At 54.7% G+C, this 12,640-nt stretch carries 11 protein-coding genes; 8 read left to right on the forward strand and 3 right to left on the reverse strand.

The genetic code is table 11. The annotated features are described in order from the left end of the window. Positions 1 to 19 precede the first annotated feature (19 nt). Positions 20 to 1,285 (forward strand): NAD(P)/FAD-dependent oxidoreductase, encoded by a 1,266-nt coding sequence (locus J0A68_RS14885; RefSeq protein ID WP_206579011.1) that lies wholly within the window; start codon positions 20 to 22, stop codon positions 1,283 to 1,285. Between the two features lie 66 nt (positions 1,286 to 1,351). On the opposite strand, the gene ffh is transcribed toward J0A68_RS14885, so the two are convergent. After that, positions 1,352 to 2,692 (reverse strand): signal recognition particle protein, encoded by a 1,341-nt coding sequence (gene ffh / locus J0A68_RS14890; protein ID WP_206579012.1) that lies wholly within the window; start codon positions 2,690 to 2,692, stop codon positions 1,352 to 1,354. Between the two features lie 832 nt (positions 2,693 to 3,524). Between ffh and J0A68_RS14895 the strand changes: the two genes are divergently transcribed. Genes J0A68_RS14895 through J0A68_RS14905 form a run of 3 tightly spaced genes read left to right on the forward strand, consistent with a single transcriptional unit; the run spans position 3,525 to position 7,195 of the window. Continuing rightward, a complete protein-coding gene (locus tag J0A68_RS14895) occupies positions 3,525 to 5,939 on the forward strand; it encodes a YfhO family protein (RefSeq protein ID WP_206579013.1) in 2,415 nt (804 codons plus the stop codon). Further along, on the forward strand, positions 5,926 to 6,657 hold the full coding sequence (locus tag J0A68_RS14900) for a class I SAM-dependent methyltransferase (protein ID WP_206579014.1): 732 nt from the start codon (positions 5,926 to 5,928) through the stop codon (positions 6,655 to 6,657). Before J0A68_RS14895 ends, J0A68_RS14900 begins: the two co-directional genes overlap by 14 nt. A gap of 13 nt (positions 6,658 to 6,670) precedes the next feature. After that, on the forward strand, positions 6,671 to 7,195 hold the full coding sequence (locus J0A68_RS14905) for an FKBP-type peptidyl-prolyl cis-trans isomerase (RefSeq protein WP_206579015.1): 525 nt from the start codon (positions 6,671 to 6,673) through the stop codon (positions 7,193 to 7,195). Positions 7,196 to 7,245: 50 nt separating this feature from the next. Here J0A68_RS14905 and J0A68_RS14910 read toward each other — a convergent pair whose 3' ends face one another. Together J0A68_RS14910 and J0A68_RS14915 are read right to left on the reverse strand one after the other, a co-directional pair. Beyond that, on the reverse strand, positions 7,246 to 7,593 hold the full coding sequence (locus tag J0A68_RS14910) for an MmcQ/YjbR family DNA-binding protein (RefSeq protein WP_206579016.1): 348 nt from the start codon (positions 7,591 to 7,593) through the stop codon (positions 7,246 to 7,248). A 174-nt stretch (positions 7,594 to 7,767) separates the two neighbouring features. Next, on the reverse strand, positions 7,768 to 8,367 hold the full coding sequence (locus tag J0A68_RS14915; protein WP_206579017.1) for a hypothetical protein: 600 nt from the start codon (positions 8,365 to 8,367) through the stop codon (positions 7,768 to 7,770). A gap of 668 nt (positions 8,368 to 9,035) precedes the next feature. On the opposite strand from J0A68_RS14915, the gene J0A68_RS14920 reads away from it, so the two are divergent. The 4 genes from J0A68_RS14920 (at position 9,036) to J0A68_RS14935 (ending at position 12,518) form a co-directional block, all read left to right on the forward strand. Further along, positions 9,036 to 9,863 (forward strand): glycerophosphodiester phosphodiesterase, encoded by an 828-nt coding sequence (locus J0A68_RS14920; protein ID WP_206579018.1) that lies wholly within the window; start codon positions 9,036 to 9,038, stop codon positions 9,861 to 9,863. Positions 9,864 to 10,004: 141 nt separating this feature from the next. Further along, a complete protein-coding gene (locus J0A68_RS14925) occupies positions 10,005 to 10,583 on the forward strand; it encodes a Crp/Fnr family transcriptional regulator (protein WP_206579019.1) in 579 nt (192 codons plus the stop codon). Positions 10,584 to 10,805: 222 nt separating this feature from the next. Continuing rightward, positions 10,806 to 11,630 (forward strand): 4,5-DOPA-extradiol-dioxygenase, encoded by an 825-nt coding sequence (gene ygiD, locus J0A68_RS14930; RefSeq protein WP_206579141.1) that lies wholly within the window; start codon positions 10,806 to 10,808, stop codon positions 11,628 to 11,630. Positions 11,631 to 11,669: 39 nt separating this feature from the next. Further along, entirely contained in the window at positions 11,670 to 12,518 is an 849-nt protein-coding gene (locus J0A68_RS14935; protein ID WP_206579020.1) for an SDR family oxidoreductase, read from the forward strand. Positions 12,519 to 12,640 lie beyond the last annotated feature (122 nt).

A 12,640-nucleotide genomic window follows, 5' to 3' on the forward strand; every position in this document is an offset into this window, starting at 1 on the left:
AACCTAAACAAGCCCGACCGTGAAAAGCCATTTCCAGATCCTAATCATCGGCGGAGGAACCGCCGGCATCACCCTCGCCGCCCAGCTCAAGCTCAAGGATGCCTCGCTTGACATCGGCTTGATCGAACCCTCCGACAAGCACTACTACCAACCAGCCTGGACACTCGTAGGCGCAGGCACCTACGACTTCAAAGAAACGGAAAGAAACGAAGCGGATTACATTCCCAAAGATGTGTACTGGATACAGGACAAAGCCACCGGAATAGACCCCGAGCAAAACCAGGTGAGCACCGCCCAATCCGGCACTTTCACCTACGACTTCCTCATTCCCGTGCCGGGTCTGGTGATGGCTCCCGAACTCCTCCCCGGTCTGCCCGAGGCGCTGGACAAGGGAGTGGTCTGCTCCAACTATACCGATCCCGAGCACACTTGGAAAGTACTGCAAAACTTCAAAGGCGGCAACGCGGTTTTCACCCAACCCACCACCCCCATCAAATGCGGGGGAGCGCCCCAGAAAATCATGTATTTGGCGGAGGATTACTTTCGAAAAAAAGGAATACGAGACCAAACCAATGTACTCTATGCGACGCCGGGCACGATCATCTTTGGCGTACCTGACTTTGCCAAGACCCTGAACAAGATCATCCACGATCGAAATATCCTCTTCAAGCCCTTTTATGCCCCGGAAAAAATCGATGCTGAAAAGCAGGAGATCACCTTCCGGTATTCCAAGCCGGGAGAGAGCAATTGCACCATCATGGAGGGCAATCCCCTTGGTGAGGAGCTGATAGGCGCCATGGAAATCAAGGTACACTACGACATGCTGCATCTGGCACCTCCACAGACCGCCCCCAAGTTTATCCAGGAGTCCAAACTTTCGATTCAGGATGGTCCGGGAAAAGGCTGGATCGACGTGGACATCCATACCATGCAGCACAAGCGCTACCCCAACGTGTTCTCCCTGGGAGATGTGGCCCACCTTCCTACGGCCAAGACTGGCGCGGCTATCCGCAAGCAGGCTCCGGTCTTGGTGGAAAACATGCTCTCCATGATCAAAACCGGAAAAGTAGGCCAGGAATCCTACGAGGGCTACTCTTCCTGCCCTATCGTCACCAGATACGGCAGAATGCTCCTCGCCGAGTTTAAATACGACAATGTGCGGGACAGCGACCCACTGATCTCCAAATTTGTCGACACTACCAAAGAGCAATACAGCATGTGGCTACTCAAAAAATACGGGCTTCCCTTCATGTATTGGAACCTGATGCTGCGTGGCAGAGCTTAACCGAGGAAAGCTGTTTTCAGAACAGCCCCAAACAAAAAAGAGCGGAATTTCTTCCGCTCTTCGTTTTTATCTTTTTCCCATTCCTGGAGGCATCATTCGGCTCATCGCCTGCTTGGCACCGCCCATCTTGTTCATCTGCTTCATGAGCTTTCTCATGTCGTCAAACTGCTTCATGAGATTGTTCACCTCCGTGATGGATCTACCCGATCCGTCAGCAATGCGCTTTCTTCTTCTTCCGTCGATGATATCCGGCTGCTGACGCTCTTTCGGAGTCATGCTTCGGATGATCGCCTCGATTGGTTTGAAGCTGTCGTCGTCGATATCCAGGCCTTTCATCGCCTTGCCCATGCCTGGGATCATACCGATCAGATCCTTGATGTTGCCCATCTTTTTGACCTGATCCAGCTGGGAAAGAAAGTCGTCAAAGTTGAAGTTGTTCTGACGGATCTTGGCGTTGATTCGCTTGGCCTCGTCCTCGTCAAAGGACTGCTGGGCGCGCTCCACGAGGGAGATGACGTCACCCATACCGAGGATTCGCTGAGCCATACGATCCGGGTGGAAAATGTCCAGATTTTCCATCTTCTCCCCGGTGGAGATGAATTTGATCGGCTTGTTGACTACGTGGCGAATAGAAATCGCAGCACCACCCCGGGTGTCACCGTCCAACTTGGTCAGGACGACACCGTCAAAATTCAGCCGCTCGTCGAAAGTCCTTGCGGTGTTCACCGCATCCTGACCGGTCATGGAGTCCACCACGAAGAGCGTTTCGGAAGGATTGAGGGCTTTTTTCAGCTCCTCGATCTCGGCCATCATCTGCTCGTCCACGGCCAAGCGACCCGCGGTATCGACCACGACGGTCTTTTTGCCGGTCTTTTTCGCATAAGCAATCGCGTTGTTGGCGATCTGGAGCGCGTTTTTGTTTTCCGGCTCGGCATAGACCTCCACGCCGATTTGCTCGCCCAATACCTTCAGCTGGTCAATCGCCGCCGGACGGTAGATATCGCAGGCCACGAGCAGGACTTGGCGTCCCTGCTTCTTGAGCAAGCTACCCAGTTTACCGGTGAAGGTCGTCTTACCCGAACCCTGCAAACCCGAGATCAGGATCACGGCCGGATCGCCGCTAAGCTTGATGTCCACCTTGGAACCGCCCATGAGCTTGGTGAGCTCCTCTTGGGTGATCTTGACGAGGAGTTGGCCGGGGGAAACGGAGATCAACACGTCGCGGCCCATGGCCTCGTCCTTGATCTTGTCGGTGACTTCCTTGGCTACTTTATAGTTGACGTCGGCATCGATCAGCGCACGTCTGATTTCCTTGACGGTGGATGCTACGTTGATTTCGGTGATTTTGCCGGTTCCCTTGAGGGTTTTGAAAGCCCGGTCCAGCTTCAAACTTAAATTGTCAAACATTCGGCTCTGCGTCTACTTTGCTGCAAAAGTAATGATTTTGGGGGTTTGGAGAGAAATAAAAGCAGGGAAGTTTGGAGGCTGGAAGTCGGAAGGTTTGGGAGTGGGAAGGTGAGGAGTTTCACCCTGAGCGCTTGCCTGCCGGTAGGAAGGAAGTCGAAGGGTCGAAGCGTAGGAGGCAGGAAGTTTGGAGGCAGGGATGCCCGATGACCGATGACCGATGTCGGATGTTTCGGTCGCGACGAGCCGTGGTTCCTCGGGATTTGCAATCCCGAGGTTGTTAACGCAGGATTTGCAATCCGATTTCACTGCCCGGATCACAGATCCTACGCTAGGACTTCGGAATTACAAATTCCGAAGAGCGGAATTTTCATCCCGAGGGGATGGTATATTTATAGAAAACATCTAGCAAAGCACATTCGACCCCGAAGGGGTCGTACCTACCCTCCACCTGCCGATGCTATAAACATACCCATTCTGGGTCGGATTGTTGGATATCGTACCCTGCCTACCGCAGTCCCTTGCAACTTACATCGCGTCATTCTACCCAGCTTTCGTGCCTAGCGGCACGGCTGCCAGCCAGCGACCGCTCTCCAGCCCCAGCGGGGCGACAGCTCGGTAGATTCAATATCCATCACGCTCTCCCGAGTCCCGTAGGGACGATACCCCCACGACTCACTGCTTACAACTTACGTCTTACCGACTGAACAATATTCGACCCTGAGCGGCTCCCGACTTCCCACTTCCCGACCTCCCACCTCCAAACTTCCCCTCCTCTCCGCCCATCCTTTCCCCCGAAATACCTATTTTGCAGGCAAATTTTCGAACCCGCTTCATGAAGCTCAATTTTCAGAAAGACCTCCTGCCCCACCTGCTGGGCGTCCTGCTTTTCTACCTCATCGTCGTGCTGTATTTCTCGCCCATGGTCTTCGACGGCAAAATCATCTTCCAGGGCGACATCCTCCAGTGGGAGGGTTCGGCCAAGGCCGTCCTCGACTACCGCGAACAAACCGGCGAACAGGCGCTCTGGACCAACAGCATGTTTGGCGGCATGCCTTCCTACTTCGTCAGTTTGGAGTTTCCGGGCGACCTGACCAACGGCCTGATCAAAGTCTTGACCTTGGGACTTCCCCACCCGATCAGCGGGCTGTTTTTTGGGATGGTGGGCATGTATATTTTGTTGCTTAGCTTCAAAGTAAGGCCCATTTTCTCCGTCGCCGGAGCGATAGCCTTTTCCTTCAATACCTACAACCTGCTCTCCCTGGAGGCCGGTCACAACGCCAAAATCTGGGCGGTTTGCCTCATTCCCTTGATCCTGGCCGGTATCCACCTCGCCTTTGAGCGGAAAAGGATCCTCGGTGCGGCGCTGCTGGCCTTGGGCCTTTTGCTCCAGCTGAAGTTTAACCACCTCCAGATCACCTACTACACGCTGATCATCTCGGTAGTCTATGTGGGGGTACGTCTGGTCTTTGACTGGAAAAAAGAAGGGCTCCCCAGCCTCTCCAAGTCGCTGGGCTTCCTGGTGATCGGGGCGCTTCTGGCCGTGGGCGGCAATATCGGCCGACTCGCGACGGCGTTGGAATACAGCCCCTACTCCACGCGAGGCAAGGCTACGCTGGAGACCGAGTCGGCAGGTTTGGACAGAGACTATGCCTTTGGCTGGTCCAACGGCATCCTGGAAACACTCACCCTCCTGGTGCCCGACTTTTACGGCGGGGGCAGCAGCACTCCCCTTCCGAAGCATTCTGAATCCGAAAAAGCCCTCCGAGCCCAAGGAATCGACGCAGCACAAGTCAATGGCTTCGTGCAGGGCGCGCCTACCTACTGGGGCGACCAGCCCTTCACCGGGGGACCGATCTACGGGGGAGTTATTCTGGTCTTTCTGGCCGTGTTGGGGATCTGGGCTGCGCCAAAGGAAAGCCTGATCACCTTTAGCACCATCATCGTCCTCTCCCTGATGCTGAGCTGGGGCAAAAACCTCGCTTGGTTCAATTATGCATTGTTTGATATCCTCCCGGGCTACAACAAGTTTCGCGCAGTATCCATGGCCCTGGGCATGACGCTCTTTGCCATCCCGGTTTTGGGAATGATCTCCTTGGAGAGACTGGCGAAAAAAGGCGAGCTCAAGCCGCTCCTCTACGCAGGAGGCATCGTGGGCGGATTGACGCTGATCTTGGCGGTGGCTTCTGGCGCTTTCTTCCGTTTTGAGGGCGCTGGCGATGCCAACCTGCCCGACTGGCTGGTGACTGCTTTGAAAGCCGACCGGAAAGCCATGCTTTCGGCCTCAGCCTGGAAGAGCTTCGCCTTTGTGGCGGTGGCGGCAGGCTTGGTGTATTTCTACCTGAAGGGAAAAATCTCCGACCTCGTCCTCGGCACGGCTTTGATCGCCCTGATCACACTCGATGTCTGGACGATCAACCGCCGCTACCTCAACGGGGATTCCTTTCAGGGAAATCCATCCCGCCAGTTTTTCGCAGAGACTCCTGCGGAACAGTCCCTCGCTGCAGACCAGAGCTACTTCCGGGTGCTGCCGCTCACCGAAGGCCTGACCTCGGGAGCCCGCACCAGCTATCGCTTCAACAGCCTCGGAGGCTACCATGGCGCCAAGCTTCGCCGCTACCAGGATTTGGTGGAAAACAGCCTGCAACCCGAGCTGGAGGCCTTTGTCGCCAAAGCCCAAGAGGGTACTTTCGACTGGGAAAACGCGGGCGTGATGAACATGCTCAACACCAAATACCTCATCGCGGGATCTGAAGCCAATGCGGTCTTTGAAAACCCCGAAGCAAACGGCCCGGCTTGGGTACCTTCCGAGCTCATCCCCGTGGAGTCCAACAAGGAAGAAATCCAGCTCCTCGGCGAGCTGAATACCAAGACCCAAGCCACGGTCAATGCTCCGGAGTTTGGAGCGGTCTCTGCCGGAGCGGGACAGGTCACACTGACGTCCCAGTCTCCCAACGAGCTCAAGTACCAGGCGTCCATGACCAAGGGCGGATTGGCAGTCTTCTCGGAGATCCACTATCCCGTGGGCTGGACAGCCACCATCGACGGACAGGAGGCTCCCATCCTCCGCGTAGACTACCTGCTGCGTGGATTGGAAATTCCTGCGGGAGATCATGAAGTAGTCTTTACCTTTGCGCCGTCCAGCTACTACGCGACCAAGACGCCGACGGTCATTTTCCAATACCTTATCCTGCTGACGCTGGTGGCTGGAGTTTACCTCACTTACAAAGAATCCCATGCAAGCGCCTAAGGAAGAGCAGAAAGAGCAAGTTGTCAGCTTCTACGACCAATTTGCGGAGAAGCAGCAGAAAACCGGGATCAACTCCCGCCACCTCAGCATTCTGGACAAAGTGACTCAGGCAGGTCTCAAGCCTGACCACAGCATCCTGGAGATAGGCTGCGGCATAGGAACCGTTTCACACCTTCTCGCTACCCAAGTTCCAAATGGAGAGGTTTTGGCAGTGGACATTTCCCCGGAAAGTATAGAAAAAGCCAAAGTCCTCTGGAAGTCGCAAACCAACCTGGCTTTCGAAGTTTCGGACATGTCGGACTTTGACAAAAAGGGAAAAACCTTCGACTTCTTTGTCTTTCCAGACGTGCTGGAGCACATTCCCGTGGACCAGCATTTCCGGCTTTTCCAAAATATCCAAAAGCATTCCCATGCCGATTCGGTGATCTTTATCCACATTCCGGCGCCGAGGTACCTCCAGTGGATGATCGACAACGAGCCCGAAAAACTCCAGGTGATCGACCAGCCCCTAGACTCGGGAGACCTGATCAAAAACATCACCGCCAATGGCTTTTATCTCGAAAAGATGGAAACCTACCCTCTTTTCTACGATGAAAAGGACTACCAATATTTTGTCTTTCGCGCAGCAAAACCGCTCCACAGCTCCACGCCCCGCAGCAAATGGACTGTGCTAAAAGAGCGCCTACGCATTCGCCTGAAATACGGCCTAACCAAATAAAATCTAAGACCCCATGAAAATCCAGGAAAACGCAGTGGTAGGCCTGACCTACGAACTCAAAGTGAGCAAGGAAGAGGACGGCATCGAGTCGACGCCTTTCAGTGTGGAAATCCGCGAAAACGACGACCCCTTCTACTTCCTCTACGGCCAAAGCGGCCTGCCCGAGAAGTTTGAAGAGCTCTTGGCTGGCAAAAACGACGGAGAGGATTTTTCCTTTGCGATCTCCATGGTCGATGCCTATGGAGAGCCGGACGACGAGCTAGTGATCACCCTGCCCAAGAGCCAGTTTTCCGGTGAGCGCGGCTTTTCTCCCGAGATGCTGGAGGAAGGCAACTTCCTTCCGCTGATGGACGAAAACGGCTACAGCATGCAGGCCAAAGTCCTAAAAGATCTGGGAGAAAACCTGCTTCTCGACTTCAACCATCCTTTGGTGGGTTTCGACCTGCATTTCGAAGGAAAAATCATCGAGGTGAGAGAGGCCACGAAAGAGGAGCTCGCCCACGGACACGTACACGGGGAGCACGGGGAGCACGACTAGCAGTCAGGCCTCCATTCCTAGGGGAGAGCTACCAAACGCCGGTGTAGAGGTCAATGCAGACCTTCACGTACTTTCTTCGGCAGGGAGTCCCGGATCAGCTGATAGCTCTCCTTGGCCAATTCCAAAATCAGGGCGTCTGGCACATTGCCCTTGGTGCTGACCGAGTTCCACAACTTTTTGTTCATATGGTATCCGGGTGTAATGCCCGGATACTGTTCCCTCAGCTCCATGGCCCGCTCCGGATCGCACTTTAGGTTGACATAGGGAAAAGTCTCCAAGTCCATCAAGGCAAAAATCTTCCCGCCCACCCGAAATACCAGCACATCCGGCCCAAAAGGCGTATCCTCGGTCACGTGGGGTAGGGCAAGGCAATAGTCGCGAAAATAGTCCAGGGTCATGGGAAGGAGGAAATCAGAAATGGAAAACGGAAAGCACTAAAGGTAAGCAAGGGCAGGCGGAAATATCCAGCTCTGATCGAGGCTAGCGGATCTTCTTGAAAATACGGGAGGGAAACAGCAAAAGCTCCAGAATACATCATCCGGCGAAATTTTTCTTTTGTCCCAAGCGGATCACTATTCCACCTCCGTCCACTGGATATTGGAAAACGCCCCCTCGGTCACTTCCACTTCGGCCCCGGTGTCTTGGTCTTTGGCCTTGAAAAAGAAGGTGCCCGAGAGAGTCTTTTGCACCGTATCGAGCTCATCGACAGTCAAACTCATGAGGTCCGAATGGTTTGAACTGGCTCGTAGCACCGCTTCATCGGCGAAGGGAGAAGAGCGCTCCTCTACTCCGCCCATCGCTCCGACAAAGTCGCCCACGAGCGCATCGTCATAGTCCCAGTCAGTGAGGGTGGTGCCCGGCGCGATGTCAGCCAGAGAATAGCCCCCCATCCTAAATCCCACGGCCAAAGCACCTCCATTGTGCTCGCTGACTCCCCACACGGTCAGATGGAAGCTACTGCCCTCCCTCAGCATCTCGGCAACGACGAAGTCTATCGAAACGGAGCCTTGCTTCCCAGCGGCTTCAAATTCCACCCCATCTACCTTGCAGGTGATTTTTCCGTCTTTGTCACTTTCCGGAAAGGTCTCTTTGATCAGATCACAGCCTCCGGCCAGTATCAGCAGCCCGATCAAATAAGAGGGCCGACTAAAAAGGTGTAAAATTGTCTTCATGAGGTCTAGCTTGATTTTTTTTGGTTCAACAAAGCTTTGACACGCTGTCCCTTTTGGGTGAAAGTCGCCACGGCCCGACGGGACCTGACACAGCCTAAAATCCGGGGCACCTACCCCAATGCTTCCAACAGCCACCGAAAAACCACTCTGCGTAGCGTGATACCCACTGTCTGTCCAAAGACTATGCTAAAAAAGGCTTGGTAAAATAGCGTCACTCCAAACCCTCTTTGGACAAAAGCGGGACAGCACCCTTTCAAGTTATCATTTTCTGTGAAAAGAGCTCCTGTTTTGGCCCTTTTAATGCCGACTACCTTGCGAAGCAACAAAAATGGAACACCCTATTAATCAATAACATCAGAATACCGAACCAGTCCCCGCTGGCGCCTTGACAAAAACCATCACCCAAAAAAGGAGGTCTGCATGCGCTCGTCTAAGTCCCCCAAACCTCAGCACGTCATAAGGGCGTAGCGCCGGCATCTTCGTAGAAACCAGTCCATCTCCCCCCAAAAGAGGCCCGTAGCGCTAAAATCAAAATCCATCCCGACATCCACCTCCACAAGACCATAGGTTAACCTTTTGACAATCCAGACCTAACCATTCTTCATCCTTCCCTAGCGAGATTTGTGGGAAATTGGAATCCAAGAACCCATTGGCGAAATTGATCCTCCATGACCTACACTGACCTCTCCCTGCGGATTGCCGGGTTTCTCCTGATGCTGGTGCTCGCGCTGCCAGCCTATTCCCAGCTGCCCGAGCGGGGCCTCTGCGCACACCGGGGCGCGATGGACACCCATCCCGAAAACACCCTTCCGGCATTTCGGGCTGCCATCGCCGCTGGGGCCCAGATGATCGAGTTTGATGTTTGGCTCAGCAAAGACGGTCACATGGCCGTCATCCATGATGCCACGGTAGACCGCACCACGGACGGAAGCGGCAAAGTCTCCGACCTGGACTGGGCGGAGCTCCGGGCCCTGGACGCGGGAGGCTGGATGGACCCGAAGTTTGCCGGAGTGACCATCCCAAGCCTGGAAGAGGTACTGGACATCATGCCCCGCAACATCTGGCTCAACGTCCATATCAAAGAAGATGAAGTCCTGCCGGAGCAGGTAGCCCTCCTCCTCCAGCGCAAAGGCAGACTCCATCAGTCCTTTTTGGCCTGCAGCGGCAAAGCCGCTACCGCTGCGCAAAAAGCTGTCCCTGCACTCTTGATCTGCAACATGGACAGACGGGATACCAACGACCACTATGCCACCGAAACCATCCGCAGAAACTCCGCCTTCATCCAAATCCCAAAAAGCGGCACTCCCCTCTCCCCGGAGAGCCTCCAGGCACTCCGAAGGCTTGGGGTGAAAATCAACTATTTCCCGGCAGAAAGCATTGACGAAGCCGACAGCCTACTGCAGGCTGGAGTGGACTTTCCCCTAGTCAACGACATCGTGGGCTTCATGCAGCAGGCGCCCAAACTCGGACTGGTCCCCGTCAAGCCGGAATTCTAGCGATGCGGATACTATGGTAAAACCCAGTTTTGCGGCTTCCCCCGCTCCTTCCCGAAGCCACAAAATTTGGCTCGACCATGCCATGACCCGATTCTGTGACTGGGGCTGGAATTATTCTACACGGCTTTTGTTCTTAGGACAATGAACTTCCCCGAGCACAAGCTGATCTACTATATCCAAAAATGGGTAGACCTGAGCGAGGCCGACGCTGCCTCGATCCTGGCCGCATTTGAGCCGATTGCCGTCAAGAAGAAAACCCAGCTGCTCGCCCCACAGGAAGTCTGCCGCTACGTGTACTTCATCACCTCGGGATCGATGCGTTCCTACCACATCGATCAGAAGGGCACCGAGCACATCTATCAGCTACGTCTGGAAAACAGCTGGATCAGCGATCTGGAAAGCTTTTTTTCCCAAAAACCCTCCAAGTACTACATCGAGTCCATGGAGGACAGCACCCTTCTCCGGATTTCTTTTGACAGACTGGAAATGCTCTATGCGGAGGTGCCCAAGATGGAACGCTACTTTCGCATTCTTTTTCAAAAAGCCTACATCAACGCCCTACAGCGGCTCAACTCGACCATGTGGGACAGCGCCGAGGAGCGATACCAAGACATGGTAAAGGAAAACTGCGACATCCTCCAGCGTGTCCCACAGACCTACATCGCCTCCTATCTGGGCATCACGCCGGAGAGCCTGAGCCGCATCCGCAAGAAGAAATAAGCTCCCAAATCCCCAGGAAGCCCAGTGCCAAAAGGTTTGATTTCTTAACCTAGATCAAGGGTACAAAGCCCCGGCTAGCGCTAATTTTGCCCTGCGGATTCGGATAAAAGCCCCGAAAACGCGAAAAAAGAACCACAAATCCCTGCCTGTAAATACTACCAGGTGAACAGAAAAGTCTTTGTCAAAAACCTGGCGCTCGCCGCCGGATCAATCTACGGAGCTATGAACCTCTGCGATCTGAATACCCTGCTCAAGCCTCTGGAAAGCACTCCAAAAATGCCCGTCCTCTTCCTCGGACACGGCAGTCCCATGAATGCCATCGAGGAAAACCAGTTTGTGAAGGGCTTCAGGCAGGTTTCGGCCCAAATCGAGGTTCCAAAGGCTATCCTGGTCGTCTCTGCCCACTGGGAGACGCGGGGCACCAAGGTCACCGCAATGGCCCATCCCAAGACGATCCACGACTTTGGGGGCTTTCCTCCGGCACTCTACGAGGTGCAGTACCCTGCCCCCGGCAGCCCTGAACTGGCCAAAGAAATCCAGACCAGCGTCCGGCACAGCGAGGTTCACCTGGACGAACAGTGGGGTCTCGACCATGGAGCCTGGACGGTAATCCGACATATGTACCCCAAGGCCGACATCCCCGTGCTGCAGCTTAGCCTGGACTACTACAAGACTCCCCAAGAGCACTACGCGCTGGGAAGGGAGCTTGCGAGCCTGCGGAAAAAAGGCGTTCTGATCGTCGGCAGCGGCAATGTGGTCCACAACCTCCGCATGGTGCATTGGCAAAAGCTGAACGAGCCCTATGCCTACGACTGGGCGATCGAGGCCAACGACAAAATCAAACAGGCCATCTTGGAGCAAAACCACCAAGAACTGATCGACTACTCCAAGCTGGGAAGGGCCTTTGAACTGGCCATCCCCACGCCGGAGCACTACCTTCCCCTGCTCTACACCCTGGCCCTCCAGGACAAAGGCGAAGCCATCAGCCTCTTCAACGACGAACCTCTGGGAGGCTCGCTGTCCATGACCTCGGTCAGGATAGGATAGACCTCTTTTTATTTAATAACCACTCCAAAACACTACCGCATGAAAATCGCAGTAACCGGCGCAACCGGCCAGCTAGGAACCCTGGTCATCGCCCAATTGAAAACCCAAGTAAGTACCGAAAACCTGGTGGCTCTGGCTAGGAACACGGAAAAAGCCGGTGCTCTCGGCACCGAAGTCCGACCCTTTGACTATGCCCAACCTGAGATCCTAGCCAAATCCCTGCAAGGCGTGGACCGCCTGCTTCTGATCTCCAGCAGCGAGATCGGGCATAGATTCGCCCAGCACAGCAACGTGATTGCGGCAGCGCAGCAGGCCGGCGTGAAGTGGATCGTCTACACCAGCCTACTCCATGCCCCCGAGAGCTCCCTGAGCCTTGCCGGTGAGCATGTGGCGACCGAGAAGCTTCTCGCCGAATCCGGCATTGCCCACACCATCCTCCGCAACGGATGGTATCACGAAAACTTCATCAGTTCTATCCAGGCCTCCGTCGCCATGGGAACCTATGCCGGCAGCGCCGGAGAGGGAAAAATCTCCGCTGCATCCCGTCAGGACTTTGCCGAAGCCGCTGCCAAGGTGATCTTGGATGAAAAACACATCGGAAAAGTCTACGAGCTAGCCGGAGACACTGCCTACACACTCACCGAGCTTTCCTCCGAAATCAGCGAGCAAAGCGGAAAAGAAGTCAGCTATGCCAACATGCCGGAAGCAGCCTATGCCGACATCCTCAAAGGTGCGGGACTTCCCGCTGGACTGGCCGAAGCCATCGCAGGATGGGATACCAGCATCTCTCAGGGCGACCTCCTGGACGAGTCCAAGCAACTCTCCCAGCTGATCGGCAGACCGACCAGCCCGGTGGCTGACACCGTTCAGGCTGCGCTGAAGCAATAAGAGCCAATGGGACTTCACCCCACCGAAAAGGCAAAACCCATGGTTTTGCCTTTTCCTTTTACAGGCTTTGGCAACCAGAAAAGACCTAGAAGTCTCTCTTATTTTTCTATTGTCTCAATTTG

This window comes from Algoriphagus oliviformis, assembly GCF_017254915.1.
GTDB lineage: Bacteria > Bacteroidota > Bacteroidia > Cytophagales > Cyclobacteriaceae > Algoriphagus > Algoriphagus oliviformis.